The organism is Oceanobacillus limi, from assembly GCF_900111445.1.
Lineage (GTDB): Bacteria > Bacillota > Bacilli > Bacillales > Amphibacillaceae > Ornithinibacillus > Ornithinibacillus limi.
Genome location: NZ_FOHE01000004.1, coordinates 168,374 through 194,247, shown reverse-complemented (window position 1 = coordinate 194,247; position 25,874 = coordinate 168,374). Strand labels below are relative to the sequence as shown.

Genomic DNA, 25,874 nt, shown 5'->3' with positions numbered 1-25,874 from the left:
GTTTTCTAAAATAGGGGGGATAACGTGATAAAGGTTTTGTTAGTGGATGATCACGCAGTAGTTCGAATGGGGTTAAGTGTATTATTAAATAATGTACCTGAGATGGAAGTCGTAGGAGAAGCTTCTGAAGGCAATGAAGGAATTGAGAAAGCATTAGAAACAAAACCAGATGTCGTGTTAATGGATTTAAGTATGCCACATGGAAAAGATGGGTTATCGGCAACTTCAGAATTGAAAAAGCAATTACCAGACACTTCGATATTAATATTGACAATGCATGATGATGAAGAATATTTATTCCGTGCGATCCAAGCAGGTGCATCAGGCTGTGTATTGAAAAGTGCACCACATCAAGAGCTGATCGAAGCAATAAAATCGGTTTGTAAAGGGAATGCTTATCTCCATCCAGCAGCAACCAAACGTTTAATGGACGAGTATCTTGATAATATTAAGCAAGATGGCTCAGACCGATACCAGCTACTTTCAGATCGCGAGAAGGAAGTATTAACTTTAATTGCGAAAGGGTATTCCAATAAAGAAATTGGAGAAAAGCTTGTGATTAGTGTGAAAACGGTTGAATCCCACAAAAGTAATTTGATGGAAAAGCTTCAGATGAAAACAAGACCAGAGCTGGTTTCTTATGCATTAAAGAAAGGGCTGCTTGGTTATGGAATGTAGTTCTGAATCTGTCGAAAAAGCGTTTTTGTTGAAATGTAAGGAATTAAGAGAAAGTATACCGGCAGACTTTTCTGGGATTGCTTTAAAAAAGCAATCTGGATTAGACATAACCTGGCCATTTGCGAGTGGAAATCGAAATGAGAAATATAAGTATATTACAGTTCGATACGGAAAAGGGATTGCTGGCAAAGTGATTTTAACAAATCGATGGATGGAAATAGAAGACTTTCCATTAAACATTGATGGAAAATCCACAGATTACCCAATTATGTTAGCAGAGAAGCTCACGACAGCGTTTGCTACGCCAATTTTATGGAAGGGGATGCCAGAAGGAGTTCTATTAATTGGATTCCGTACTCCTTACCGTTTGATAGAGACTGACTACGACAAGGTAAAACAAACAGCACGTCAAATTGAGGCTTTGTTACCTTTATATTTTTCTGAATAGAAAGGAGAAGCCATACTCTATGAAAAGTCCAGAAAGAAATAACCAATTGAATGAAGGGGAAGCTACTATTGTAGTTGATTCAAAAGGGATTATACAGTCTATAAGTGGGCAAGCATGCCAATTGTTTCAACTAGATAACGTGGAATCGGGTATGTTGTTAACTCAAGTAATTCCTAACCTAGATATTTCTACAATCCATCCAGGAAATGTGATCCAGCACTACGGTAGAGATGCTAACGGAGACCAGTTTCCTTTATTCCTACGAAAAAATCAATTCACCCTAAACGGCAACGAATTCGAACTTCTTACTCTACATAAAAATACGAATAATCACTCTATGACCGATATGGAACCTCAAAAGATTGTAAAGGAAATGTTAGATATTAAATATGCACTGGATGAATCTACTATTGTAGCAATAACGGATCAAACAGGGAAAATAAAGTATGTTAATGATAAATTTTGTCAGATTTCTAAATACACAAAAGAGGAATTGATTGGCGAAGACCACCGAATTATTAATTCCGGTCACCACTCGAAGGAATTTATTCGTAATTTATGGCGAACGATTGCGAACGGGAAAATTTGGAGGGGTGAGATAAAAAATAAAGCAAAGGATGGAACGTATTATTGGGTAGATACAACGATTGTTCCGTTTCTTAATGATCAAGGAAAACCACATCAGTATCTTGCAATTCGTAATGAAATTACAGAACACAAGCGTGTCGTGGAAGAACTTGAAAAGTCCATGCAAGAGCTCGTTGATTTGAAATTGGCCCTCGACGAATCATCGATCGTTGCGATTACGGATAAACGAGGCAGGATTACCTATGCAAACGATAGATTTGTACAGATTTCGAAGTTTTCAAGAGAAGAATTAATTGGTAATACGCACGCTATTATTAATTCTGGTTATCATCCAAGGTCCTTCTTTAAAGACTTATGGAAAACGATTGGAACAGGAAACGTTTGGAAAGGTGAAATAAGAAATAAGGCTAAAGATGGAACGTATTATTGGGTAGATACAACGATTGTCCCTTTTTTAGATGAAAAGAGGAAACCATATCAATATCTTGCGATTCGTTCTGAAGTTACGAAACGAAAACGCGTGGAAGAAGAGTTGAAACATACATTAACAAGGATTATCAATGTACAGGAAGAGCAACGGAAAAAGTTATCAAGAGAAATACATGATGGTATTGGCCAAAATTTATACAGTCATTTAATCACCATTAATCGATTAAGTGCAGAATTAGATCATCCTTTGGTTGAACAAATGCTTGAAGAAACCACCGACCTAATACAGGAGGTTCGAGACTTCTCTTGGGAACTTCGCCCGTCTGTTTTGGATGATTTAGGATTAATTCCTGCAATTCGTTCGTTTTTGAAGCGTTTTTCTGAGAATTATCATATTGATGTTTTATTTGACTGTTCGCTGACTCAAAGGCTTCATAACAATACGGAAATAACGATTTATCGTATTATTCAAGAGTCGCTTACGAATGTAAGAAAGTATGCAAAAACAGATCAAGCCTCCGTTGTCATTAGGGAAATGGAAGGGATTGTAAGGGTAACGATTGAAGACAAAGGTATTGGATTTGATGAAGACAAATTGGACTCTGGCGTTGGATTGATTAGTATGGAAGAAAGAGCTCGTTCAGTAGATGGAGAATTGCAAATCAAATCTACTCCAGGGAAAGGAACTTACGTTATCTTAGAAGTTCCGTTATAGTATCTCGCAGATATGAATAGGGTTAGTAGGAGAGGAAATCCATGAAAGAATTTTTATTAATTGATAAGTTTGGTCGTCCTTTACAGGATTTACGGATATCTGTGACAGACCGGTGTAACTTCAGGTGTACGTACTGTATGCCGAAAGAGATTTTTGGTAAGGACTTTAAGTTTATGCCAAAAGATCATTTATTAAGCTTTGAGGAAATCGAACGTTTAGCCAAAATTTTTGTTGGATTAGGTGTCAAAAAGATTCGATTAACTGGTGGGGAACCATTATTGCGTAGAAATTTACCAGAGCTAATCGAAAAACTTGTCGCGATCGATGGTTTGGAGGATATTGGAGTAACAACAAATGGTTCGTTGCTAGAAAGGCAAGCAAAGGCATTAAAAGAAGCTGGATTAAAACGGGTGAATGTCAGCCTTGATTCATTGGACGACGGAAAGTTTCAATCGATCAATGATGTAGGGGTAAGTACGGAACGTGTATTACGGGGGATCCAAAAAGCTCAAGAAGTAGGGCTAGTGGTAAAAATGAATATGGTTGTAAAAAAAGGGTTAAATGATCAGGATATTATTCCAATGGCGACGTACTTTAAGAACCAAGAAATTCAACTACGTTTTATCGAGTTTATGGATGTTGGTCGATCGAATGGTTGGGATTTTCAGCATGTTATAACGAAAAAGGAAATCTTTGAGCAGCTGTCACAGCATTTTGATTTAGAAGCTGTTGACCCTTCTTATCTCGGTGAAGTCGCCAAGCGTTATCGATATGTAGGGACGGATACTGAAGTTGGCTTTATTCCATCTGTTTCAGAGTCCTTTTGTTCGACTTGTACACGAGGTAGAATTTCTGCGGATGGTAAGTTTTATACATGTTTATTTGCCTCTGGTGGCTTTGATCTTAAGGAATTAGTTCGTTCTAATCTATCAGATGAAGAGTTAACCGCAGCGTTTTCTCCGACATGGGAATCGAGAGGGGATCGATACTCGGACGAGCGAACTGCTGAAACGGCAAAAAATAAACCAAAAATAGAAATGTCTTATATTGGGGGATAGAAAGGAAGAGGGTAATGGTTAATGATCGGTATTCACGTCAGGTTTTATTTCGACCAATAGGTAAACAAGGCCAAGAGAAAATTCAGCAAAAACATGTGCTAATATTAGGTTGTGGTGCCCTCGGAACAGCTAATGCAGAAGCGCTCGTTCGTGCTGGTGTCGGCAAATTAACAATAATTGATCGAGATTATGTAGAATCTAGTAACCTACAACGTCAGCAATTATTTTCGGAGTATGATGCAAACGAGCGAATGCCAAAAGCAATTGCAGCACAAAATAGACTACGTGAAATCAATTCCGATGTGGAAGTTGAAGCGCATGTATTCGATGCTAGTGCCAATGCACTTTCCCCATTACTACATAATGTAGATCTCGTTATTGATGCGACAGATAATTTTGACATTCGTTTCGTGATGAATGATTTGTTTCAAAAGCATCACATTCCATGGATTTATGGTTCTTGTGTTGGGAGTACGGGAATGAGCTATACGATATTACCTGAACAAACCCCATGTTTATATTGTTTATTAAACGCAGTTCCAGTATCAGGAGCTACATGCGATTCGGTAGGTATCATTTCTCCAGCTGTACAAATGGTTGTTGCCCACCAAACAGTGGAGGCGATGAAACTATTAGTAGAGGATGATGCAGCATTACGTTCTAAGCTTGTAACCTTTGATTTGTGGAATAACTATTATCAAACGATTCATGTTGAACGTGCTAAAAAAGAAAATTGTCCATCCTGTGGCATGGAACCTAGCTTTCCATATCTTGATTATGAGAACCAAACAAAAACGGAAGTGTTATGCGGAAGAGAAACCGTTCAAATACGAGCAGGGGGAGTGTTTGATCTAGACGGTCTAGCAAAGCGATTCGTAAATATAGGTGATATGAAATCGAATCCATTTTTGTTATCACTTGAATACCAAAATTATCGACTCGTATTCTTTCGCGATGGTCGCACACTAATACATGGAACCAACTCCATCGAAAAAGCAAAAAAAATCTATTACCAACTAATAGGATAAAAAGAAGGTGCCAGGCACCTGTCGTCATTTGTCGATTTTTGTTGGTGCCTGGCACCTGATTTGTGAGGGGGTGAGGGTGTTTGAATGATTATGAGCGTATGGTTTTTGATGAGGTGGAGGTTTGGAGAAGGAAGATATTAAAGCGTTCAGGTTTAATTAAAAACTTGTCAAAAAAAGCCCAAGACAAAGTGAATGGTATGATTCCAGATAAAGCGCATCATGTTATCACCGAAGGTATTAAGAACATGGTAAAGGCTACATTAGTCGGATCCAATATAACAACCAAAAAGCAACAGATTGGAATGAGTCTTTACGAGCGGGATGAGTTAGTGAAGGAGAAATTAGCTGCGTATCGTAAAACCGCAACTGTTGAAGGTGCTGGTACAGGGGCAGGTGGAATTTTTCTTGGTTTGGCTGATTTCCCATTATTATTATCAATTAAGATGAAGTTTTTATTCGATGCAGCAGCCGTATACGGCTATAATACGGATAGCTATGAGGAAAGGTTATTCATTCTACATGTTTTTCAACTCGCATTTTCCAATGATGAAAAACGTAGAGAAACATTTTTTATCATTGATAATTGGGAGGAACAAAAAGAAAAGCTTGTCGATATGGATTGGCGAGTGTTTCAGCAAGAATATCGAGACTATATTGATTTTGTGAAAATGCTACAGCTAATCCCAGGTTTTGGCGCGATTGTTGGAGCATATGCCAATTACAATCTCTTGGATCAACTTGGGGAGACTGCCATGAATGCGTATCGACTTCGTCTGATAAAAGAGGCTCCCAAGGATTATTAATTGTATTCTCCATTTGAAAGTGGAACAATAGAAAGGAATCTATAAGATAGGAGTCAGCAAAATGAAATGTAAAATAAATCGAAATGCAGCTAAAGTACTGAAGAAAATGCTTGATAGTGAAGAAGCAGAAGGGAAAATGATACGTGTTTATGTAACGCATATTCATGGAGATCATGCCCATTACGATATAGAGCTAGATACTCCAACAGAACAAGATGAAGTCGTGCATACAGATAAGGATATTGATATTATCCTTGAAAAAGGCAATGAATATCTAGATGGTATCTGGATACAGTACTTCTATGTTCCACAAGAAGAAATGGTAATTACCAATCCGAAAATGGGTCACCATCATTAAGCATTAAATAGGTAAAGGTAGAAAACTGAAGTAGTTTTGATAACGTGGAGAAAAGTCTAAAAATGCAGGTTAAATAACATACGAATTAGCATTATAAAAATTAATTGTAATAGCAAAAAAAGCTTGAGGATGGTTCATTCAAACCTCCAGCTTTTTTTTACTTTAATCTGGCATGTTGCTTCTCTCATTAAAGCCCCGTTAAAGGAACAACTTTAATGAAACAGATCCACGTGATTACTTATGCACTGGTGATATGTCAAAGCTCAACAATTATCTGCTCGATACCTATTAATTATCTTAATTTATTTTATTTGCTCCGCCAACTCTAAAATAATTCCTTCTGGCCCACGAACATAACATAATTTATAAGTGTTTTTATAGTTTTGTATCTCACCAATAAGTTCCGCGCCATTCTTATTTAACTTGGCAACAAGGGCCTCAATATCTTCAACAGCAAAGGCAATATGCCGGATACCGAGAGTATTTGCCAACGAACGCTGAATCCCATTTTCGTCTGATGGCGTGTGAAATTTAACTAGTTCTATATTTGCCTCGCCGTCTGGAGTTCGCAACATTACAACTTCCTCTTTAACGTTTTGAAGCCCTATTATCCGCTCTACCCACTCGCCTTCCACTTCTCCTTCCCCTAGCATTTCAAGGCCAAAGTCAATAAAAAATTTTTTCGCGGCTGGAAGGTCATTGACAATTATACCCACATGATCGATTCTAGTGATCTTCATATCTCATACCTCCTATGTACCTGTTATTTCAATACCCTGTATTCTTGTTCTTGACTTGATATGTTTGAATTAATTCGCTAAAAATAGAAAATATCCTTCTTAAACTGACTCCTAACCTGCTTCGTCAGTTCATGAACTAAATATGCAAAATGTTCAACTACATTATATCACTTCTTTGATTTTTTATAGCTGGCATTGGTAAGTAAAATAACAACTAAAATAGGATAAAAACGCTTGGATAATAATTTATCCAAGCGTTTGTTGTTAGAAAAAACGATTTTAAACTAAGGGTAATTGACCGAAATCGCTATTGTTACGACAAAAAAGGCGGAATAAGGATCGAGAGGGCATCCGTAGTTTGAATTTCTATTGGGTATGGTTGCACATTGATAATTATTAGCAAGGACTAGATACCCCTTCATTATTAATACGGTTGGGCATCATGCCCTTTTTCAACAGCATCCTTTACCGCTTTATGCGCATCTTTTGCTCCAAGAGGGTGCATTTCCTCGCCGACTTCCATTTCCATATTACCCATTTCTTTGTTCTTTTGCTCTAGGCCTTCTCGTAGGCGACGACCATATTCTTCGTCTGCTTCTTCTGCAAGAGCGATCATTTTATCTTGAAGGCGTTTATCGCATTGAGAAAGATCACCAACAAGGTTATTAATTAATTCATCTTTTTCCCATTGTTCAAATTGGCGATAGGTTTCGCCTGCTTGTTTGGTATTGCTTTGTCGATCAATGGATTCGCGAACAAGGTTTCCTTCCACTTGTGGAGTATGTTCCTTGCCAGTTTGTTCCGCTTCCTTCAAACCACCCAAGATAGATGGTTCGTAATTGACATGAGGATTTTGATCTGGTGCCTTATCGTTTTCGTATCGTAATTGTCCACCTTCTTGATTTGTTGCCACGCGTTTCTTGGCAGCGTTGATTGGTAGTTGTAAATAGTTTGCTCCTACACGATATCGTTGGGTGTCAGAGTAAGAAAACGTACGTCCTTGTAGCATTTTATCATCGGAGAAATCTAAGCCATCTACTAATACTCCTGTACCAAAAGCAGCTTGCTCAACTTCCGTATGATAGTTCTCAGGATTTTTGTTTAATACCATTTTTCCTACTGGTAACCAAGGGAATTGGTCTTCTGGCCATAGTTTTGTATCATCGAGTGGATCAAAGTCTAATTCTGGGTGGGGACCATCCTCCATGATTTGAACAAATAGTTCCCATTCTGGATATTCACCACGTTCAATGGCTTCATATAAATCTTGGGTTGCATGGTTGAAATTCTTCCCTTGAATTTCTTCTGCTTCTTTTACGGTTAAGTTTTTAATTCCTTGTTTTGGTTCCCAGTGGTATTTAACAAGCACTGCTTTTCCTTCACTATTAACCCACTTGTATGTGTTGACACCTGATCCCTGCATCATTCGGTAGTTAGCAGGGATTCCCCATGGGGAGTAAACAAACGTGACCATATGAAATGATTCTGGTGAATTTGCACAGAAATCAAAAAAGCGTTCCGGATTTTGAACATTGGTTACAGGATCTGGGCGAAACGCATGAATCATGTCAGGAAACTTCATTGCATCGCGAATAAAGAAGATTTTCAGGTTGTTTCCGACCAAATCCCAATTACCGTCTTCGGTATAAAATTTTACTGCAAACCCACGTGGATCACGAACAGTTTCCGGGGAATGATTTCCGTGAACAACCGTGGAGAAACGAACAAATACTGGAGTTTGTTTTCCTTTTTCTTGAAACACTTTAGCCCTGGTATATTTAGAAATGGGTTCATCTCCAGCGGTTCCATATGTTTCAAAATAACCGTGCGCACCAGCACCACGGGCATGAACAATTCTTTCGGGAACTTTTTCACGATCAAAGTGACTGATTTTTTCAATGAAATCATAGTTTTCTAACGTTGCAGGACCACGATTCCCGACAGTACGAATGTTTTGGTTGTTGGTTACAGGGTGTCCCTGTCTTGTAGTTAAAGTATCGTCATGTTCAATATTCGTTTCTTTCCTGTTATTCTTTTTATCTTCAGACATGTAAACCATCCTTTTATTTATATTTCCTTATTGTAAACCCTTAAAATTTACTACCATTAAATTGCCCATACACGGTAAAAAATAATCAACTTTAATACCAAAAATTTGGAGGAGTTTTTATAATGGATAGCGAATGGATATGGAAAGAGGGGGGATTTTTATGCAAATTATTGATACATACCCAGATTTTCCGCAGGAGTATACGTTAGAAAACCTAAGAAATTATTATAAAAAATACCCTACGATATTTGATGCTTATTTTGCGAATCATTGTCAAAACACGGATGAACGATTAATAAAAGCAATGAAGCGTTATCCTAGCGATCAGGCTACGATTAAGAAAGTACACTTTCGTATACAGAAAGAATTGAAGTATGTGATCAATGAGTATAAAACAAGATACAAATTGACATTTCCTATCGACGTTAATTTGATCGTTGGTGCCTATGGATCCAATGCTTACACGCATCGACAAATTATTCCCGACATTACCTTTTCGTTGGAAAGGTTACCTTCCGAACAAGAACCATTACGGGTTATTATTGCCCATGAATTTGGGCATGCCTCACATAATATCTTTTCCGACCGGTATCAGATAGATTGGAAACGAATGCAATGGGAGCATCCTTATATTTGGTTATTACAAGAAGGGGCAGCAACCCACTTTTCTAGGCAGGTTATTCCAGATTTAAAGTCTTCCGTTTACTTTTCTTATAATAATGAAGGGGATGATTGGCTTGATTTTGCAAATCAACATAAAAACGAAATCATTCGTAGTTTTAAATCAGACATTTTAGAAGATCCGAGGACTGTATTTAAAGAGTGGTTTTCCATAAATGGAGGTACTAGATTTGGCCATACAAGGTTAGCTTACTATATCGCTGACGCAATGTTTCAGGAATTTGTACATCGCAAAGGTGAATTAGGAGCATTATTATCATGGAAAGAAAATCCATCTTTTTTTCATGAAGTAGAAGAATGGTTGGCGCAATTTTAATAATTATTGGTTTTCATTAGCATGTTTATCAGTCTCAAGAAGGAGGACCCCTACAGAAGTAGTAGGGGTTTTTTGTGTGCGAAATTCAGTCGAAAAGCCGGCGACGGTAAGAGTTTTAGACAGTATGATAAGAAGTGTAAGATAACAAACCGAGGAGGAGAAGTACATGATGAATTATCAAATTGATGTTTATAAAAGCATAGCTGAAAATCGTATGGAAAATATGAGAAAGGATGCGTCATATCAAAGGCTTGTAAAAGCGAAAAAATCACCTAAACAAAAAAAGTCCATTCAAGAGTCGTTATTACATTTCTATAAAAGAAAAGTGAGCTAGTACCGGCTTATTCTAAGGTGAAAAAGTTGGAACGAATAATTTCCGTGCGCATATGATACGGATGTTGAGTGTCAAATAAAGGAGGAAAAAGGAATGTATTATGAATTGGAAATCCGAAAAAGCTTTGTTAATGCAAAAAGGGAGCAGCTGCAACGAATGTCGTATTCGAAAAAGGAAAATGAACCTACGGAGTATAAACAACAGAAAACGAATAAAGCAACGAAAAAGCACTTATCTATTCCATTCTTTCGTGTACGTAAAGCTAGCTAATTATGAAAGAGCCTTTTGAAATGTTAAGGCTCTATACATAAAGAATTGCGGGAAAAGGACTAGAAATTATCACACACTAGAGGAGTATGGTATGATATATTCTAGTCAGGAGGATTGACATAATGGATTGGGAATTTTTATTATCATATGATCATTTAATTGATGTGGGAATTGCAGTAGGGATTTTCCTGCTTTTCTTGTTATTTCGAAAGATTTTTACGAAGTATATCTTTGCAATCATCTTACGACTCGTGACGAAAACAAGAAGTACAATTTTAAATAATATATTATTAGCTTTTGAAAAGCCGGTCCAATGGGTATTTATCATTTTAGGTGTTTACTTTGCAGTCCGTTATTACCCATATTTCCAGCCACAGGCAGATGGTACATTTGAAAAAATCATTCATGTTTTAGCGGTAGTGTTAGTAACGTGGGGATTATTTCAGCTGGCATCAACATCCTCGCATATTTTTAGACAAATTAATGAAAAAACAGATATTCATATTGATGAAATATTAATTCCACTATTGTCTCGAGCATTACAAGTTATCATTATAGCGATAAGCTTCACAGTCATTATCCAGGAATTTGGCTATAATATTGATGGATTGATTGCAGGGATGGGGCTAGGTGGTTTAGCGGTATCCTTAGCAGCAAAAGATGCCCTGTCCAATATGTTCGGTGGAATTGTGATTATTACGGAGAAACCATTTACAATCGGTGACTGGATTATGACACCTAGTGTAGAGGGAACCGTTGAGGATATTACGTTCCGTAGTACTCGTATTCGGACATTTGCTGATGCGCTTGTAACCGTTCCTAATGCAAGACTTGCAGATGAATCCATCACCAACTGGAGCCAGATGGGAAAAAGGCAAATTTCATTCAATATTACACTTACATATGATACGCCTACTTCCAAAATTGAACGTGTTGTTCAACAGATAAATGATTTACTTCATCAACATGAAGGAGTTCATCCGGAAACAATTTTTGTAAACTTTAATCAGTATAAAGAGAACGGAGTAGAGATCTTCCTTTACTTTTTCACAAGTACAATAGTTTGGGGAGAATACTTGAAGGTTAGAGAAGAAATTAATATGAAAATTTTAGATATTCTTGAACAAGAAAGTGTTCAAATTGCTGTTCCAAGTAGAAGACTTTATGTAGATTCCGATTCGGATCACCAAAACGGTTTGCGGATGAAAGAAGATTCCTAATACGATGAGAGAAAAGCTGCAGCTAGCTTTTCTTTTTTTCATAACAGAAAAGGGATGTTGAATATCCCGTTGAATGTTTAATTAGAACGAAGGTTGTGACTGTTAAGACTTCCGAACACCAAGTTGCTTTAGAAATAGAAGTTTGTTACAAAAATTAGTACTAGGTTCTAATACTTTATGGTAAAATATAAATAACTAGAAATTGAAGTGATTCAAAAAGGAGACATAGCACATGTACAATTTTGCGGCTAATGTTCTGAAAATGATATTAAGTTTATTTGGCAGAATAAAAGTGTATCAAAAAGAAAACTTACCTGATTCCGGTGGTTATGTGATAGCCTGTACGCATACGGGGTGGGTTGACATCCTGTGGTTAGGTATTGCTACATTGCCAACGAAAATTCATTATATGGCGAAAAAAGAGCTCTTTCAATCTCGTTTTCTAAAGTGGCTGATGGAAAGCTTACATGCCTTTCCAGTTGATCGCGAAAATCCAGGACCAAGTACAATAAAAATACCTCGTCGACTGTTAAAAGAAGGAAAAGTTGTTGGCATCTTTCCAAGTGGAACGCGAACGAGTGAAGAAGTACCATTGAAAAGAGGAGCTGTAACGATAGCTGCCAACTCAAAGGTGCCAATTATCCCGGCTGCCTATGTTGGGCCGAATAATTTTAGTGATTTATTTAAACGAGTGAAGCCGAAGCTTATTTATGGTGAACCAATTCATTTACCAGATGCTGAATCAAAAAAAGAAGCGATGGAACTTATGATGACTCGTATTAATGAAGAATTTATAAACTTACAAGAAAGATTGAATAAGATGTAGAAAAATCACCCATGGGGTGATTTTTTAATTTAGTTAGCTAAGTTAATTATAGGGGATAAGTTGTACAGGGAATTCTTCCATTGCTTCTTCCTGATAGGCTTGTATCAATCCTTTCTTTGCTATTTCATCTTTGTTTACTATCTTTTGCTTGATGGTTACTGTAAATGGTTGTTCAAATGGGAAGTCCTGAAGTGAAACCGTATTTTCATCTGTCCAAGTTAATTCTAGGTGTGAGTTAGTTGTTATTCCTTCTGGAAGTGGAATTCCATTTTTGAAAAAGGGATGGATATCTTGATTGGTGACTCCAGGTTCATTTAAACAAAGATACAAAGATAGGTTATCCCCAAATTGAAGTAAGCGGTAATGGAAATCGAACAGGTCTTTGTCTACGTTTTCAAGTCTATGCCTAATACATTGTTGCCTGCGGTTCTCTTCGTTAACAAATGACTGAGCTTCTATAGAAGTATGCTGTATCAGAAATCGTTTGTAATGCTCGCTACATAAAAGGGCTGCATACAGATCTCTTTTTTCGACTTCATTGATGCCGTGTTGATAAAGAACAATCTTAGGATGGATTGGGAAGTCGGAAAATGTATAAGGTGCTTGTACCTTATCATTCCAGAAGGGCTGCTGATCAAATTCCTTCCAACCAATGTCGTGTAGGTAGTTCGCAAGCTCAACAGATTTACGATAGGATTCCCCTTGAAAAAGAGTGCTTTTCCAATTGGATAAGATCATTCCTGATAGCTGTGCATGGTTATGTTGTTCAATCATCACAAATTCCTTTTTTCGTTCTCGAACAATCATCATATCCACCTTCCTTATAAAGCGCACACGTCATATAGTAGAAAAACTCCACGATTGCTAAAACGTGAAGCAGATCGTGGAGTTTTTTGGCTTGTGAAAAGACGTGTAACACTATTTAAATTAATTTATCAAACTGTAGTCGTTTGTTTAATGCATACATAATTGGAATACCTACTGCCAAAACAGCTAATTCTCCAGCAGCAGTCGTTAACCAAGTGAATAAGAATGGGAATTCAAGTGCTAGGTTTAGTTCAAAAGCAATGATAAACATATTAAATGAAAATACCAACGTATTCGCTATAAGAAGAATGAGTACATTTTTAATATAACGTGAGAGTACTATAATGATTCCTAATGAGATAACCGAATGTCCAACTCCGAACACCATGTCATACCAACCAAGTGGTGAGAACATAACATTATACAAAAATACCCCGATAACAATTCCGAAAAAATATTTTTTGTTAAAAACGATCAGATGATTAAACATCTCGGAAATGCGAAATTGGATATTCGTAAATCCAAAAGGAACAATAAGTGCAGATACAGCAATATATAATGCTGCAATGAGTCCATTAATGACCAACGTTCTAACTTTCATATGAATCTCTCCTTAGTTTTTTATCGTGGGATGGTTTCGAACCACGTGCTTTCCGATTAAGCCATTACTAGTATAGCTGTTAATGGCGATTTAAGAAAGCAAATAATACAGTGAAGATCAATTCGTGAAAAAATTGTGTTCGAAATAATATATTGTTGTCCCACAATAACTATGAATGAATTTGATGTTGAATTTAGTTTTCCTAAAGACTCAATCATTACTCATTGACAATAATTCTTGGATATCTTTATAATAATTACTATAAGTAACCTAATTTAAAAATGTAATAAAAAGGAGTTCAACTATGGAAAAACAATTCTTTCAACAACCAACCATATTTGTAAAAGATATAAGTATTAATGTAACGAATCTAACTCAATCACTAAATTTTTATCAAAATGTGTTGGGATTTCACGTGTTATCGCAAACGAATTCGAAGGTGGTATTAACTGCGGATGGTGAAACGCCAATCTTATCCATTGAGCAGCCAGATAATGTTACTCCAAAAGAACCACGAACAACTGGTCTTTATCACTTTGCCATTCTTTTACCATCACGTGCTGATTTATCTGCTTTTTTGAAACATATCATTCAACAAGGTGTTCAACTAGGTGCATCAGACCATTACGTTAGTGAGGCATTATACTTCAATGATCCAGACGGAAATGGTATTGAAGTCTACCGGGATCGTCCATCTACAGAGTGGAATTGGAAAGATGGTCAAGTAGCTATGGCTACGGAACCTTTAGATGGGGATAGCTTAATTAATGAATCTGAAAAATCATGGAATGGTATGCCGAAAGAAACGGTGATGGGACATATTCATTTGCATGTAGCGGATTTAAAAGAAACGGAGAATTTCTATGTCAATGGATTAGGGATGGACATCGTAACGAACTACCCAGGAGCTTTATTTGCTTCATATGGTGGCTATCATCACCATATTGGCCTCAATGTGTGGAATGGAGTAGGTGCCAAATCTCCAGCTGAAAACAGTGTGGGCTTAAATTGGCTCCGTCTAGTTATTCCGAATGAAACGACCCGTGAAAAAATAATTCAACAGTTACAGGATATTGGTGCAACCGTATCGAATGAAAATACAGTGGAGGATCCAGCAGGCAATAGAATAAAGCTTACGGTTCTTTAATTTGATTGTGTATGAGTATCTTTCTGCCTATCCTACGTAGTACTATAATAGTGATCCTTGAATGTGAAATATATTCAAGAACACACTATAAGATAAAGATTATGTAGATAAAGGAAGGAAGTTATGACGTACATTTTATTGGTTGTTGGATTTGCCTTATTGATTAAAGGTGCAGATTTTTTTGTGGATGGTTCCTCTAATATTGCACGGTTGTTACGAGTCCCTTCCATCTTAATTGGACTAACAATAGTATCTTTTGGAACGAGTTCACCGGAGGCGACTGTCAGTATTATAGCTGCTGTAGAGGGAACCGCTGGAGTGAGCTTAGGGAATGTAGTAGGAAGTAATATGTTTAACCTTACTTTAGTTGTTGGAATTGCTGCTATAATCTTTCCATTAAAGGTTGAGAGTGCAACAATACGTAAAGAGATACCATTTACATTATTAGCAACTACGGTACTTTATGTTTTAATTAGTGATGTTTTTTTACAGGACTTCGACGGAAATTTTATTACGCGTAGTGATGGGATAATCCTCCTTTTATTTTTAGTAATATTTATGTCGTATGTGTTTGAAGTTGCGATGAAAAGTAGAAAAAGTAATGCAGATGAGGTTGTTCCACAAGACATTAAGTGGGGTAAAAATATAATTTTTACTATACTTGGTCTAGCGGGGATTATTCTAGGTGGGGAATTAGTTGTTCGGAATGGTACGGAGATTGCCTATTCATGGGGAATGAGTGAAACGCTTGTCGGATTGACCATTATTGCAGTTGGTACATCCCTACCCGAGCTTGTCACATCAATTGTTGCAGCAATGAAAAAAGAGAGTGAGATTGCCCTTGGGAATATTGTAGGAAGTAATATATTTAATATCTTATTTGTCTTAGGTGCTACATCCGTAATTACGCCATTGCCTGTAGAGGGAAAAGTGTTTTTTGATATTAAAGCAATGATGGTTCTAACAATTATGTTATTAATTTTTTCACGAACGAAATATAAGGTTGGAAAATCGGAAGGGTATGTCCTCGTGTTGGCGTATGTAATTTACTTAATATATATTATTATAAGAAATTAATGAAAAAGAAAACCCGTTCAAATTTAATTGTGAACGGGTTTTTGATTTATATATTTTGATACCATTTTCCTGCTGTTTCTACTTCATTTAAAGTTAATTGATGACCCATATTCTCCCAATGAAGAACTACATCAGCTCCTGCATCTGCTAATAAGTTTTTCAGATCCTCCGATTCTTGTGCGGGACAGATCGGGTCATTCTTGCCAGCAGCAATGAATACCCGTCTTCCAGAAAGATCGGGTAATTCAATTCCTCTTCTAGGTACCATTGGATGGTGAAGAATAGCTGCTTTTAATGCTTCTTGATAATGGAACATCAAGCTAGCTGCAATGTTGGCCCCATTGGAATAGCCGATTGCGATAATATTACGACGATCAAAATCATATTTTTCCGCAGCCTCATCGAGGAATTCATTTAATTCTTTCGTGCGAAAGATTAAGTCCTCTTCATCAAAAACACCTTCGGCTAGACGCTTGAAATAACGAGGCATGCCATTTTCAAGTATGTTGCCACGTACACTAAGAATATTTGCATCTGGGTCAATTTTTTCGGCAAGTGGAAGAAGATCCTGTTCAGTTCCACCTGTTCCGTGTAGTAATAATAAAGTAGGTTTTGCTTGGTCGTTCCCTTTTTGGAAAATATGCTTCATTTTATTGCCCTCCCATTTGTTTGCCTGCTCGTTTTAATATATCAATTAATTGGTTCTTCTCTTCATCTGTCACGTTGGCAAATATATTATCGATTACTTTTTGATGCTTTGGAAAAATTTCATTCATTAAGTTTTTGCCTTGGTCTGTGATTTGGATATATACAACCCGGCGATCTTCTTTACAATTGCTTCGTTCCAAGTATCCTTTCGTTTCTAGTTTGTCTATTACATACGTAATAGATCCTGTATTTATCAACACGGCTTCTGAAATCTCTCGGATGGTTTGCCTACCTTTATGGTACAAAGCCTCAAGTACAGCAAAATCCGAACTCTTCATTCCATGATCACGAATATCTTTTTTTACTTGTTCTTGAATCGACTTAGAAGCTTTCATTAAGACAACAAAGGCTTTTAATGATAAATTCTCACTCATCGAATCGCACCTCAGTTACGAATGTATTTTGAATTAAAATATCTTGAATTAAATGTAATTTTACCGTGAGATAGAGGCGTTGTCAAATAGAGGGGGGATGTAAGGCTGAAATGATTCAGTAAAGTTATGAGCATGAACTTGTCGATTTTGAGCGAAAAAATATAAATATGAGCAAATAAGGAAATAAATGAGCCAATTATTTAATTTATGATCAATTTTATGTCGAATATGATTCTTTTAAGAGACAGCTGGCATCATGGAATGTTCCATTTCTGTAAAAGCGAAAAGCACCTATACGAGGTGCTTAGCTATCATTATCCTCCCATTTTAAAAACTGCATTCGTTCATTGAATAAAGTAGGGTAGGATAAAAATCCAAGGGCAATACTCGTGACGACTGCTGTTGTTAAAAGTATGAAGAGAATGAGCAATTGAAATTGAACCGCCTGTACGGGATCTGCTCCGGCAATAATTTGACCACTCATCATACCAGGTAGTTGGACGAGGCCAATGGTTTTCTGGCTTTCAATAGTCGGAATGGTACTAGCTTTAATGGATGCAATGAGTTGTGAATGAATAGCCTGTTTTGGCGTTCCTCCAAGCGATAAGATAAGTTCAGTTTCGTCTTGATGTGACTCGACTTCTGCGGTGAATCTATTTAAAAACAGAATGCCAAGTACCATTGAATTGCCAATAACCATACCACTAATGGGAATAATATATTGAGCTGTAGGTGGTGTAATATTTAGTCCAAGTAAAATGCACTGTGTTAATACTTCGATAAAAATGAAAGTGACGATTAATTTCCATGTGATTCCTTGAATCGATGCTCCTTTTCTCCGTGCATTTTGCGTCGCGGCTGCGATCATGAGTAGGATCATCAGTCCAATGAAAATGTAATGCTCTGCATCAAATACATACTGAAGAACATAGCCTACTGCAAGTAGTTGAATGATCGACCGTACTGTCGCGATGATTGTATCTTTTTCCAAACCTAATTTTAGTGTTTTTGATAGGGTTAATGGGATCAGTACAAATATCAGGGTAATGGATAATGTTAGGTAACTCAATCTAATTCCCCCTTTACAAACTGTAGGACGCGTTCATTTTTGGGGGAATGTAGGAAAGAGCTTTCTCCTGTTTCGATTACTTCCCCGTTCATCATAACCCATGTGTAGTGGCCGATTTCTAAGGCCTGTTTCAAATTATGTGTAATCCAAATTATGGTTGTTCCATATTTTTTGTTAATTTTTACGATTAATTCCTCAATATCGTGTTGTGACACTCGGTCTAAAGATGATGTAATCTCGTCTAATAATAAAATCTTTGGGTAGTTAACAAGTGTCCGCGCAATCGATAGTTTTTGTCGTTGTCCACCGGATAGCTCCTTGGCACTACGGTTTAGAAATTCACTACTTAGTCCGACATCGTGAAGTAATTCCTCAGCAAAACCCTTTTCAATATTTTTACCCTGTAATACTAATGGAAGCTCTAGGTTTTCAAGCACGGTTCCTTTTATCATTGTTGCACTTTGTAGCGCAATTCCAACGTTTCGTCTTAATTCGACTGGATCATAGTTATCGATTGATTTTCCTTTGATAAGAATTTCCCCTGATTGTGGGGATTTCAACGCATTACAAAGTTTAAATAGTGTGGATTTACCTGCGCCTGAAGGACCAACAAGGGTAGTAATTTTCCCTTCTGGAAAGGATCCGGTAACGTTTTTTAATATATGTAACCCATCAGCAGAGTAGTTTACATCCTTAAATTCAACGATAGCTTGGTTGCTCATATCTCTCACATCCTTGAGTTTCTTTCTATAATTAATGTTCCATGTATAAAGGATACAATTCTAGTTTATTTTAACATCGACTTTTTTTGGCTTGAAGTAGGAAGGATTAACCAAAGGAGGATGTTCAAAAGAACTAATCTACGTTAAGATTAAATCAAGAATATTTAGATAAGAGGTGTAGCGATGTATCTGGAAATATTTGATGAGGTAGTCGATATTATGCAGCATGATTATGCAGGGTATATTGATAAAAAGGGGTGGGATGACCCTGAGAAATATAGGAATATAATAAGGGGTTTAGAAAAGGATAATGGTTTAACGGCAGATCAATTTGTTGAAATCGTACAGGATTATCTGTTGGATTTTAAGGATCCACATATGGGATTTAACCTCATTAAATCGGAGCAACAAAAAGAATATAGTAATGGATTCCGAGTAAGAAGGTTTGAGGATAAGTTATATGTAACTAAAGTAGGAAAAGAAGAGCGTTTTTTGCTTGGAGATGCAATTGTTTCTCTAGATAATATTCCTGTTCTTGATTTGGTTCAGTTACATAAGCGAGAATTGATGGAGAAGAAGGCAGAGCGAGAGGATTGGAGAAAAGTTATATCCAAGTATAGAGTTGCTGAGGTTATGGACAAAAAGGGAACTAGTCGTTTGGTAGAGTTGAAAAGATATGAGAAAGAAGAATACAGGCCGATTCATACTATTTCAAGAATAGATGCAAATACGTTATGTATGACATTAACTGATTTTTTTGATGTGGACACCATAACTAAACTAGTTGAAGAGCATAAAAATGAACTAACTCAGACGGACAATCTAATTATAGACGTACGGGTGAACTATGGTGGTAGTACGTTCGCTTATCATAGTTTGGTAAACTATTTATTTCCAAGTCAGCCGATGATGATTAATTACAAGGATTATGCGATGAAATTTAATTGTACAACCCGCAATGCAGAAAGTACAATAAGATCGCTATCGGAAACAATTAAACAAATTAAGGATGAAAAAACGCGGAATAATTTAGTCCTATTTAAACAAGCTTGGGAAGAACATATAGGAAAAGGCTTTGTTGCATTTGATTCTAATGACGATGAAGTGGAAGTATATGGAGATGAATATCCGAGAAATATTATTGTATTATCGGATAACTACTGTGGAAGTGCAGGGGATATATTTGTGTACTTTTGTAAAAAATCACCCAAGGTAAGCGTAATTGGAAGACCAACGATGGGAGTAAATGACTATTCTAATTTAACTGAAATAACTTGGGGTAACCAATTTAAATTTGGTTATCCAACTTCACGATTAGACCAGCTAGATAAACGGGATCCATTTGCAGAACCTGGTATTAAACCTGATGTATATATGCCTTGGACTCCTGAACATATTGAAAAAGATGTTGACATGGAAGAGGCATTACGTATTTTGCATAGTAAGGCAACAGTTTGAAGAACAAAAGCACCTAAATCCATTAATTGGTTTTAGGTGCTTTTTATGTTAATCCAGTTGACTCCCAAGAAATTTAGCCAGCTCCAACATCCCGTACTTTCCTGCCTTTGCTTCAGCATCTGAGTTGTAGTTGGTATTCGTATTGACATCATAGGTGAATATTTCCCCATTATTGTTACGAATAAATTCGATACCAGCTACATCAATGTTATTTTGTTGTAAAAACTTCTCATATTTTTCGATGATTGGATCGTCGAAGTGTTCTATTATCTCGAACTTTGGTTTTTCTTCAGCTTCTTCACCAACCGGGCAGAATAGGTCATCTATTGTACATGCATCTGCTGGACAAAGTTCAAACCCTTCGGATGTATCTACCCGAACAGCATAAATAAATTTCCCGCCAACAAATTCACAACGAGTGATGTATGGCTCTGGTGCTTGTATATACTCCTGAATTAATGTAATCCCATCGATGGAAGGCTCGAAACTTGGTCCTTCTACATATTCCGATAAGGCTTCAATCGAATGGAACAATTGTACACCTAGTCCTTTACCAGCACGGTTGTGCTTCGTAATAAAGGAAGGTAGATTTAATTCCTTCGCCGCCTGAATAATTTCTGCTTTGCCAACGGCAGCAACGGTCTTCGGTGTGCGAATTTGTGAGCCGTTTAGTGCCATGTATTGGTTTACTTTGCTCACTTCAAGCCTTAGTGCATGACTACCATTAAAGACTTTCCTACCATGGCGTTCTAACCATGCGAGAATCGCTTCGGTTAATTCAGGAGCATAGCGGTGATCTCTTGTATGAGAGGATGCGCTAATTCTATTGTAAAAAACACCTTTAGGTGGAGTAGATGTTAAGTCAACCGTTCCTTTATCTAAAAACCATTCTTCATAAGGTAAGTTAAGTTCATCTAACCGCTTAATCAAATGATCCGTCCATTCTTCATTTTCATGAAGGATATATATTTTTTCAGCCATAATGGAGCACCTCGCATATTAATTATTTAGGCTATTATCTACAGAGTGTTGCTTTACATGGTTAGTTTGCTTCGATAAAAATGGTTGCAGTGGAGCGAAAGACAATCTATTTGTTCTTAAAATTACAACCTTCTATGAAATAACCTTTTTCTAAAGTAATCATATCAAATAACTAGGTTTTAAGAAATGTATATGCAATCCTGATACAAATAACGAAATCTAAAAAACTCCCTAATGGGAGTTTTTACTTTACGATGAGTACTGGACAATTGGCTCGTTTTGCAACTTTGTGACTTACACTTCCTAAGACCATTTCTTGAAAAGCATTTAAGCCACGACTTCCGATAACTACTGCATCAAACTCATGTTTATTCGCATAGTTCACAATGGTGGGACCTGGATCCCCATGAAGGAAAACTACTTCAAAATTCACTTTTGATTGCTTTGCCTTTTGAACAATAATCTCCAGTTTTTCTTTTCGTATGTCTACAGCATCTTTTCCCCAGCTATTTAAAACTTCACCTTTTGAATGCTTGGGGTCTACTATATAAAGAATATCGACTTTTGATCCTGGATTATAGCCTGCAAGTTCAAATGCTTTTTCCCCTGCACGAATGGAGTGCTCTGAACCATCAGCTGCAATAAGAATCTTGTTAAACATCATTATCCCACCTTTTATATAGGGTATGCTAGATGTGAAAAGGAAGTGCTTTCATTTAACTATTAACCTAGTATAACATGAATCGCACGGTCAAATAAAAATATTTTTGAAATAATTCGATAACTAGCGCTCTAAGTTACTATCTTTTGTTATAATGGTTACTAAATTACAGAGGATGGTGTGTATAGATGAAGAAAGGGTTGTTGCACCATGTTGAAATGAATGTATCAAACCTCCAGGCTACCGTTGATTTTTGGGGTTGGCTCTTAAATGAACTAGGGTATGATCGATTCCAATCCTGGGAGAAGGGGCAAAGTTGGAGGTTGAACGATACATATATTGTATTTGTTCAAGTAGAGGGGCGTTTTCGTGACGTACCATATCACCGCTCGCGTGTTGGATTAAACCATTTAGCGTTCCATACAGAATCAAGAGAACAAGTAAATGAACTAACGGATAAATTGAAACAAAAGGGAGTCTCTATTCTTTATGAAGAAAAGCATCCATATGCTGGTGGCTCGGATCATTACGCGGTTTACTTCGAGGATCCTGATTGCATTAAAGTAGAGATTGTGGCGCCATGAACCGTACGTTATTACGAGAAACATTAAAGGGTTTGAAGCAGGATGAATTTCAAAATATAAAATCCGTTGACATACGACAACTTACGAGTGCTATGCTGGAACATTTAGGTGATCCCGATGGAGAGTTGAGGGACTCGTTGATATATCGAACCTTTTCCTATTTGATAGCTAACGGTTATTAATCTGAAAGACAGTTAAAACAACTACTAGAAACGTGTCTCAGTGAGGACTATTTATTTTATCAAATTGGTGCTAAGGCGAATGATAGTGTTTTTACTAGATCCTTTTCCTCGTTGATTGTTGCTTTAATATTCTATGTTAATCATCAGGGTGATTTCTTGTCTGCTACTGAAATCGATTCTAGTATGAATAAGTTACTAGACTATGTGAACCGAGAAGTTGATGTAAGAGGGTTAGTGGAAGGTAAGGGATGGGCGCATAGCATTGCACACGTAGCAGATGCCATTACTGAAGGGCTAAAACAGTCAAAACTATCCAAAAACCTGCGTGAGGAATTACTTCTAGCAATAGTTGAAAAAATGTGTTTCCAAAACGATTCCTATTTGTTTGAGGAAAATGAACGTATGGTTGTTCCTATTATTACCATACTGCAATCGGAGGGGAATGATTATGTCCTCATGAAAAGAATCCGGGAGAAGGTTGCGGAACTATGTAATGTATTCCCTGAAGATGATGAAGCATTACTGATGTATCGATTTAATTTTAAACAATTTTTACATAGTTTATATTTTCATTTAGAAGCAAAAGATCAGAATGAGGAGCTAAGAACGCTAATCAAATATTCTTTGCGACAACTAAATGAGCCCTATTATCATTTTTAAAGAAGGAGTTAACAAAATGAACCCAATTTTACTAGAATTCCCACATGAAATTGAAACGGAGAGATTATTTATTCGTATGCCAATGCCTGGGGATGGTAAAGCCATTCATGAAGCTATAACAGCCTCTATTAATGAATTAAAACCTTGGATGCCGTTTGCTCAAAAACAACAAACAGAAGAGGAAACAGAAGCGAATATTAGAGAATCTTACGTGAAATTTTTGAAAAGAGAGGATCTTCGTTTTATCGTCTTCCGTAAAGAAACTGGTGAATATATCGCTTCATCGGGTTTACATCGAATCGACTGGGATATTCCAAAGTTTGAAATCGGATATTGGATAGATACGCGTCACAGTGGGAAGGGATATGTAACCGAAGCGGTGGAAGGCATCGCAAACTTCGCTTTTAGAGAGTTAAATGCCAAGCGAGTAGAGATTCAGTGTGATGCAAAGAATGTAAAAAGTCGGGCTGTGCCGGAGAGACTAGGTTTTGAACTAGAGGGGATATTAAAAAATGATGAACTTTCAGTCGATGGAAAAGAGTTACGGGATACGTGTATCTATGCTAAGGTCGTAAAATGAGCGTGGTGACCATATGATTAAAAATAACCATGGGCGTCAATTTCTTGACTTTATCCAAATAAATGAAAATAGGATCGAATCCTACCAACCATTAGCAGGTTCTTTTGCTGTTATAACATGCAATGAGAAATACTTACTTTGCTACAATAAGTGGAGGAAGCAATGGGAGTTACCTGCAGGGAGTAGGGAAAAAGATGAAACACCTCTTCGTTGTGCGATACGAGAACTGTATGAGGAAACAGGTCAAGTTGTACAGGATATGGAATTGAAAGGACTGCTCAAGGTGGAAAATCTTATTGATGGTACGGTTCAATATAATCCTGTTTATTTTCAGAAAGTATTCGAAATACAACCGTTAATTAAAAATGAGGAAACCACGGAAATCATGCTATGGGATCAAGAGACGCAGTTAACTACATATGATTGTGTTGATTTGCAGGTTCTAAAATATTTATCCCGGATATAACTGGCGAGTTGGGATAAACGAGTCGTCCTGTACATTGTCGGCACTAGCACGTCCTGTGCGTTGTAAGCCCCTCACTGCAAACCTATGTGGTAAAGCTAAGTAGATAAGTGGGGGGATCAACTGAACGTCAAATGTCCGATTTGTTTTTTAACAATCAGTGTGTGATGAAATCCCCTACTGATTAAAAATTCTTTTTAATAATTATTGCATAGGTCTTTACAAATAATAATAAATTATCTATAGTATAGATACCTAATATTTCTAGGTAGGTGAAAAACATGTTTAATAGGGAGCTTGTCAAAGGGAGTACTTCCTTACTAGTACTACAGTTGTTAAATGAGCGTGATATGTATGGTTATGAATTAGTAAAGGAAATGGATCAACGCAGTGAGCACCACCTGCAAATGAAGGAGGGTACATTGTATCCGGCGCTTCATAAACTGGAGAAGCAAGAGTATATTGAGTGTTACTGGAAGAATCAAGAAAAGGGACCAGCCCGTAAATATTATCGAATCACTCCACAAGGGCAGGAAATCCTACAAGAAAAAACAAGTGAATGGCATCGATATGTTCAAGTAATGAACAACCTTATCGGGAGAAGTGAATCATGACGGATGGTGGCAAACGATTTCTCCAAGAATTGGCTGAGGAGATTGGCGACCATCCGGATAAGAGCTCTATTTTGGAGGAGTACCACGCCCATATTTGGGAAATGAAAAAGGAAGCGTCCTTTTCAGAGGATGAACTTTACGACCAAGTTGTTGACCGACTAGGCACACCAAAAGAAATTGCGAGCATGTGGAAGCAGGAATCACGTATTACGCCACAAAAAACCCAGTGGTTATTTGTACTTTTGAATTTAACATTATTTATTGGTGGAGCTGTTTTAACATTAAGTTATAATGTGCTTGATTGGACCTGGATTGAAGTTCTTTGGGCGGAGCTTACTGATATTTCCATTATTATTATGCTGGTATACATATTATTTTGGGGTCTTTTGGGCTATGAAATTGGAAGAGAGTTCGGCCATCGGGGACGTAAGCTATTAAGGAAAACATTTTTTGTGTCGGTCATTCCAAATTTAGTTCTCATGTACTTAATTATATTTAAATTGATCCCTCATGAATGGTTTCAGCCATTGATAAATGTACCGTTTATGATCGCATGTATTGTACTTACAGCTTTACTATATCCTGTTAGCTGGCTTGGCTATCGATGGGGTAGAAAAGCGTCTGTTTAAATCGGACTGTTCATA

32 protein-coding genes and 1 riboswitch are annotated in these 25,874 nt (G+C 37.1%); of the genes, 22 read left to right on the top strand and 10 right to left on the bottom strand.

The window, feature by feature from the left end:
* The first annotated feature begins 24 nt into the window (after positions 1-24).
* The 7 genes from BMX40_RS06615 to BMX40_RS06585 all read left to right on the top strand — a co-directional run bounded on the left by BMX40_RS06615 (position 25) and on the right by BMX40_RS06585 (position 6,105).
* Positions 25-678 (top strand): response regulator, encoded by a 654-nt coding sequence (locus BMX40_RS06615; RefSeq protein WP_090868091.1) that lies wholly within the window; start codon positions 25-27, stop codon positions 676-678.
* On the top strand, positions 668-1,126 hold the full coding sequence (locus tag BMX40_RS06610; RefSeq protein ID WP_090868089.1) for a GAF domain-containing protein: 459 nt from the start codon (positions 668-670) through the stop codon (positions 1,124-1,126). The genes BMX40_RS06615 and BMX40_RS06610 overlap by 11 nt, the downstream gene beginning before the upstream one ends.
* A 19-nt stretch (positions 1,127-1,145) precedes the next feature.
* On the top strand, positions 1,146-2,858 hold the full coding sequence (locus tag BMX40_RS06605; protein WP_090868088.1) for a PAS domain-containing sensor histidine kinase: 1,713 nt from the start codon (positions 1,146-1,148) through the stop codon (positions 2,856-2,858).
* A gap of 41 nt (positions 2,859-2,899) precedes the next feature.
* A complete protein-coding gene (gene moaA, locus BMX40_RS06600; RefSeq protein ID WP_090868086.1) occupies positions 2,900-3,916 on the top strand; it encodes a GTP 3',8-cyclase MoaA in 1,017 nt (338 codons plus the stop codon).
* 14 nt (positions 3,917-3,930) lie between these two features.
* A complete protein-coding gene (locus tag BMX40_RS06595) occupies positions 3,931-4,944 on the top strand; it encodes a MoeB/ThiF family adenylyltransferase (protein WP_090868083.1) in 1,014 nt (337 codons plus the stop codon).
* 80 nt (positions 4,945-5,024) lie between these two features.
* A complete protein-coding gene (locus BMX40_RS06590) occupies positions 5,025-5,747 on the top strand; it encodes an EcsC family protein (protein ID WP_090868081.1) in 723 nt (240 codons plus the stop codon).
* Between the two features lie 61 nt (positions 5,748-5,808).
* A complete protein-coding gene (locus BMX40_RS06585; protein WP_090868078.1) occupies positions 5,809-6,105 on the top strand; it encodes a heme biosynthesis protein HemY in 297 nt (98 codons plus the stop codon).
* Between the two features lie 302 nt (positions 6,106-6,407).
* On the opposite strand, the gene BMX40_RS06580 is transcribed toward BMX40_RS06585, so the two are convergent.
* Together BMX40_RS06580 and BMX40_RS06575 are read right to left on the bottom strand one after the other, a co-directional pair.
* Positions 6,408-6,845: a VOC family protein gene (locus BMX40_RS06580; RefSeq protein ID WP_090868076.1), complete on the bottom strand. Its 438-nt coding sequence runs from the start codon at positions 6,843-6,845 to the stop codon at positions 6,408-6,410.
* 424 nt (positions 6,846-7,269) lie between these two features.
* The gene (locus tag BMX40_RS06575; protein WP_090868074.1) at positions 7,270-8,895 is read right to left on the bottom strand and encodes a catalase; all 1,626 of its coding nucleotides are present in this window, start codon (positions 8,893-8,895) and stop codon (positions 7,270-7,272) included.
* A gap of 160 nt (positions 8,896-9,055) precedes the next feature.
* Between BMX40_RS06575 and BMX40_RS06570 the strand changes: the two genes are divergently transcribed.
* The 5 genes from BMX40_RS06570 to BMX40_RS06560 all read left to right on the top strand — a co-directional run bounded on the left by BMX40_RS06570 (position 9,056) and on the right by BMX40_RS06560 (position 12,542).
* Complete coding sequence (locus BMX40_RS06570; protein WP_090868072.1) at positions 9,056-9,892, top strand: hypothetical protein; 837 nt, start codon at positions 9,056-9,058, stop codon at positions 9,890-9,892.
* A 166-nt stretch (positions 9,893-10,058) separates the two neighbouring features.
* The gene (locus BMX40_RS20130; protein ID WP_170840680.1) at positions 10,059-10,226 is read left to right on the top strand and encodes a hypothetical protein; all 168 of its coding nucleotides are present in this window, start codon (positions 10,059-10,061) and stop codon (positions 10,224-10,226) included.
* A 93-nt stretch (positions 10,227-10,319) separates the two neighbouring features.
* Positions 10,320-10,496 (top strand): hypothetical protein, encoded by a 177-nt coding sequence (locus tag BMX40_RS20125; RefSeq protein ID WP_170840679.1) that lies wholly within the window; start codon positions 10,320-10,322, stop codon positions 10,494-10,496.
* Between the two features lie 122 nt (positions 10,497-10,618).
* Complete coding sequence (locus tag BMX40_RS06565; protein WP_090868070.1) at positions 10,619-11,716, top strand: mechanosensitive ion channel family protein; 1,098 nt, start codon at positions 10,619-10,621, stop codon at positions 11,714-11,716.
* Between the two features lie 232 nt (positions 11,717-11,948).
* Entirely contained in the window at positions 11,949-12,542 is a 594-nt protein-coding gene (locus tag BMX40_RS06560) for a lysophospholipid acyltransferase family protein (protein WP_090868068.1), read from the top strand.
* A gap of 42 nt (positions 12,543-12,584) precedes the next feature.
* On the opposite strand, the gene BMX40_RS06555 is transcribed toward BMX40_RS06560, so the two are convergent.
* Positions 12,585-13,352: a DUF3891 family protein gene (locus tag BMX40_RS06555; protein WP_244513398.1), complete on the bottom strand. Its 768-nt coding sequence runs from the start codon at positions 13,350-13,352 to the stop codon at positions 12,585-12,587.
* A 112-nt stretch (positions 13,353-13,464) separates the two neighbouring features.
* Positions 13,465-13,950 (bottom strand): QueT transporter family protein, encoded by a 486-nt coding sequence (locus BMX40_RS06550; protein ID WP_090868064.1) that lies wholly within the window; start codon positions 13,948-13,950, stop codon positions 13,465-13,467.
* A gap of 6 nt (positions 13,951-13,956) precedes the next feature.
* A riboswitch (PreQ1 riboswitch) is annotated at positions 13,957-14,001 on the bottom strand.
* Between the two features lie 253 nt (positions 14,002-14,254).
* Here BMX40_RS06550 and BMX40_RS06545 point away from each other — a divergent pair.
* On the top strand, positions 14,255-15,097 hold the full coding sequence (locus tag BMX40_RS06545; RefSeq protein ID WP_090868062.1) for a VOC family protein: 843 nt from the start codon (positions 14,255-14,257) through the stop codon (positions 15,095-15,097).
* A gap of 123 nt (positions 15,098-15,220) precedes the next feature.
* A complete protein-coding gene (locus BMX40_RS06540; RefSeq protein ID WP_090868060.1) occupies positions 15,221-16,174 on the top strand; it encodes a calcium/sodium antiporter in 954 nt (317 codons plus the stop codon).
* 46 nt (positions 16,175-16,220) lie between these two features.
* On the opposite strand, the gene BMX40_RS06535 is transcribed toward BMX40_RS06540, so the two are convergent.
* From BMX40_RS06535 to BMX40_RS06520, 4 genes are all read right to left on the bottom strand, one after another.
* Positions 16,221-16,823 (bottom strand): alpha/beta hydrolase, encoded by a 603-nt coding sequence (locus BMX40_RS06535; protein ID WP_090868058.1) that lies wholly within the window; start codon positions 16,821-16,823, stop codon positions 16,221-16,223.
* A 1-nt stretch (position 16,824) separates the two neighbouring features.
* Positions 16,825-17,256, bottom strand: a complete 432-nt coding sequence (locus BMX40_RS06530; RefSeq protein WP_090868056.1) for a MarR family winged helix-turn-helix transcriptional regulator — start codon at positions 17,254-17,256, stop codon at positions 16,825-16,827.
* A gap of 304 nt (positions 17,257-17,560) precedes the next feature.
* The gene (locus BMX40_RS06525) at positions 17,561-18,325 is read right to left on the bottom strand and encodes an ABC transporter permease (RefSeq protein WP_090868053.1); all 765 of its coding nucleotides are present in this window, start codon (positions 18,323-18,325) and stop codon (positions 17,561-17,563) included.
* A complete protein-coding gene (locus BMX40_RS06520) occupies positions 18,322-19,047 on the bottom strand; it encodes an ABC transporter ATP-binding protein (protein ID WP_090868051.1) in 726 nt (241 codons plus the stop codon). Before BMX40_RS06520 ends, BMX40_RS06525 begins: the two co-directional genes overlap by 4 nt.
* Positions 19,048-19,230: 183 nt before the next feature.
* On the opposite strand from BMX40_RS06520, the gene BMX40_RS06515 reads away from it, so the two are divergent.
* On the top strand, positions 19,231-20,505 hold the full coding sequence (locus tag BMX40_RS06515; RefSeq protein WP_090868048.1) for a S41 family peptidase: 1,275 nt from the start codon (positions 19,231-19,233) through the stop codon (positions 20,503-20,505).
* Positions 20,506-20,553: 48 nt separating this feature from the next.
* Here the strand turns inward: BMX40_RS06515 and BMX40_RS06510 are convergent, their stop codons facing one another.
* Together BMX40_RS06510 and BMX40_RS06505 are read right to left on the bottom strand one after the other, a co-directional pair.
* Positions 20,554-21,486: an ATP-grasp domain-containing protein gene (locus BMX40_RS06510; protein WP_090868046.1), complete on the bottom strand. Its 933-nt coding sequence runs from the start codon at positions 21,484-21,486 to the stop codon at positions 20,554-20,556.
* Positions 21,487-21,730: 244 nt separating this feature from the next.
* Positions 21,731-22,147 (bottom strand): universal stress protein, encoded by a 417-nt coding sequence (locus BMX40_RS06505; protein ID WP_090868044.1) that lies wholly within the window; start codon positions 22,145-22,147, stop codon positions 21,731-21,733.
* A 188-nt stretch (positions 22,148-22,335) separates the two neighbouring features.
* Here BMX40_RS06505 and BMX40_RS06500 point away from each other — a divergent pair, with 188 nt between their 5' ends.
* From BMX40_RS06500 to BMX40_RS06470, 7 genes are all read left to right on the top strand, one after another.
* A complete protein-coding gene (locus tag BMX40_RS06500; RefSeq protein WP_090868042.1) occupies positions 22,336-22,731 on the top strand; it encodes a VOC family protein in 396 nt (131 codons plus the stop codon).
* A complete protein-coding gene (locus tag BMX40_RS20120) occupies positions 22,728-22,913 on the top strand; it encodes a hypothetical protein (RefSeq protein WP_090868040.1) in 186 nt (61 codons plus the stop codon). The genes BMX40_RS06500 and BMX40_RS20120 overlap by 4 nt, the downstream gene beginning before the upstream one ends.
* Positions 22,914-22,976: 63 nt before the next feature.
* The gene (locus tag BMX40_RS06490; protein WP_090868038.1) at positions 22,977-23,573 is read left to right on the top strand and encodes a DUF2785 domain-containing protein; all 597 of its coding nucleotides are present in this window, start codon (positions 22,977-22,979) and stop codon (positions 23,571-23,573) included.
* Between the two features lie 16 nt (positions 23,574-23,589).
* Entirely contained in the window at positions 23,590-24,153 is a 564-nt protein-coding gene (locus tag BMX40_RS06485) for a GNAT family N-acetyltransferase (RefSeq protein ID WP_090868037.1), read from the top strand.
* Between the two features lie 13 nt (positions 24,154-24,166).
* A complete protein-coding gene (locus tag BMX40_RS06480) occupies positions 24,167-24,619 on the top strand; it encodes an NUDIX domain-containing protein (protein WP_090868035.1) in 453 nt (150 codons plus the stop codon).
* 278 nt (positions 24,620-24,897) lie between these two features.
* Positions 24,898-25,230 (top strand): PadR family transcriptional regulator, encoded by a 333-nt coding sequence (locus BMX40_RS06475; RefSeq protein ID WP_090868033.1) that lies wholly within the window; start codon positions 24,898-24,900, stop codon positions 25,228-25,230.
* Positions 25,227-25,859, top strand: a complete 633-nt coding sequence (locus BMX40_RS06470) for an HAAS signaling domain-containing protein (RefSeq protein ID WP_090868031.1) — start codon at positions 25,227-25,229, stop codon at positions 25,857-25,859. Before BMX40_RS06475 ends, BMX40_RS06470 begins: the two co-directional genes overlap by 4 nt.
* Positions 25,860-25,874: the final 15 nt, after the last annotated feature.

Excerpts from the sequence above, each read along its gene's own strand:
- BMX40_RS06560 (WP_090868068.1), top strand. The coding sequence starts at position 11,949 with ATGTACAATTTTGCGGCTAATGTTCTGAAAATGATATTAAGTTTATTT.
- BMX40_RS06475 (WP_090868033.1), top strand. The coding sequence starts at position 24,898 with ATGTTTAATAGGGAGCTTGTCAAAGGGAGTACTTCCTTACTAGTACTA.
- BMX40_RS06515 (WP_090868048.1), top strand. The coding sequence starts at position 19,231 with ATGTATCTGGAAATATTTGATGAGGTAGTCGATATTATGCAGCATGAT.
- BMX40_RS06505 (WP_090868044.1), bottom strand. The coding sequence starts at position 22,147 with ATGTTTAACAAGATTCTTATTGCAGCTGATGGTTCAGAGCACTCCATT.
- BMX40_RS06530 (WP_090868056.1), bottom strand. The coding sequence starts at position 17,256 with ATGAGTGAGAATTTATCATTAAAAGCCTTTGTTGTCTTAATGAAAGCT.
- BMX40_RS06545 (WP_090868062.1), top strand. The coding sequence starts at position 14,255 with ATGGAAAAACAATTCTTTCAACAACCAACCATATTTGTAAAAGATATA.
- BMX40_RS06595 (WP_090868083.1), top strand. The coding sequence starts at position 3,931 with ATGGTTAATGATCGGTATTCACGTCAGGTTTTATTTCGACCAATAGGT.
- BMX40_RS06610 (WP_090868089.1), top strand. The coding sequence starts at position 668 with ATGGAATGTAGTTCTGAATCTGTCGAAAAAGCGTTTTTGTTGAAATGT.
- BMX40_RS06520 (WP_090868051.1), bottom strand. The coding sequence starts at position 19,047 with ATGAGCAACCAAGCTATCGTTGAATTTAAGGATGTAAACTACTCTGCT.
- BMX40_RS20120 (WP_090868040.1), top strand. The coding sequence starts at position 22,728 with ATGAACCGTACGTTATTACGAGAAACATTAAAGGGTTTGAAGCAGGAT.
- moaA (WP_090868086.1), top strand. The coding sequence starts at position 2,900 with ATGAAAGAATTTTTATTAATTGATAAGTTTGGTCGTCCTTTACAGGAT.
- BMX40_RS06580 (WP_090868076.1), bottom strand. The coding sequence starts at position 6,845 with ATGAAGATCACTAGAATCGATCATGTGGGTATAATTGTCAATGACCTT.
- BMX40_RS20130 (WP_170840680.1), top strand. The coding sequence starts at position 10,059 with ATGATGAATTATCAAATTGATGTTTATAAAAGCATAGCTGAAAATCGT.
- BMX40_RS20125 (WP_170840679.1), top strand. The coding sequence starts at position 10,320 with ATGTATTATGAATTGGAAATCCGAAAAAGCTTTGTTAATGCAAAAAGG.
- BMX40_RS06470 (WP_090868031.1), top strand. The coding sequence starts at position 25,227 with ATGACGGATGGTGGCAAACGATTTCTCCAAGAATTGGCTGAGGAGATT.
- BMX40_RS06570 (WP_090868072.1), top strand. The coding sequence starts at position 9,056 with ATGCAAATTATTGATACATACCCAGATTTTCCGCAGGAGTATACGTTA.
- BMX40_RS06555 (WP_244513398.1), bottom strand. The coding sequence starts at position 13,352 with ATGATGATTGTTCGAGAACGAAAAAAGGAATTTGTGATGATTGAACAA.
- BMX40_RS06550 (WP_090868064.1), bottom strand. The coding sequence starts at position 13,950 with ATGAAAGTTAGAACGTTGGTCATTAATGGACTCATTGCAGCATTATAT.
- BMX40_RS06485 (WP_090868037.1), top strand. The coding sequence starts at position 23,590 with ATGAACCCAATTTTACTAGAATTCCCACATGAAATTGAAACGGAGAGA.
- BMX40_RS06575 (WP_090868074.1), bottom strand. The coding sequence starts at position 8,895 with ATGTCTGAAGATAAAAAGAATAACAGGAAAGAAACGAATATTGAACAT.
- BMX40_RS06585 (WP_090868078.1), top strand. The coding sequence starts at position 5,809 with ATGAAATGTAAAATAAATCGAAATGCAGCTAAAGTACTGAAGAAAATG.
- BMX40_RS06565 (WP_090868070.1), top strand. The coding sequence starts at position 10,619 with ATGGATTGGGAATTTTTATTATCATATGATCATTTAATTGATGTGGGA.
- BMX40_RS06540 (WP_090868060.1), top strand. The coding sequence starts at position 15,221 with ATGACGTACATTTTATTGGTTGTTGGATTTGCCTTATTGATTAAAGGT.
- BMX40_RS06535 (WP_090868058.1), bottom strand. The coding sequence starts at position 16,823 with ATGAAGCATATTTTCCAAAAAGGGAACGACCAAGCAAAACCTACTTTA.
- BMX40_RS06605 (WP_090868088.1), top strand. The coding sequence starts at position 1,146 with ATGAAAAGTCCAGAAAGAAATAACCAATTGAATGAAGGGGAAGCTACT.
- BMX40_RS06480 (WP_090868035.1), top strand. The coding sequence starts at position 24,167 with ATGATTAAAAATAACCATGGGCGTCAATTTCTTGACTTTATCCAAATA.
- BMX40_RS06500 (WP_090868042.1), top strand. The coding sequence starts at position 22,336 with ATGAAGAAAGGGTTGTTGCACCATGTTGAAATGAATGTATCAAACCTC.
- BMX40_RS06510 (WP_090868046.1), bottom strand. The coding sequence starts at position 21,486 with ATGGCTGAAAAAATATATATCCTTCATGAAAATGAAGAATGGACGGAT.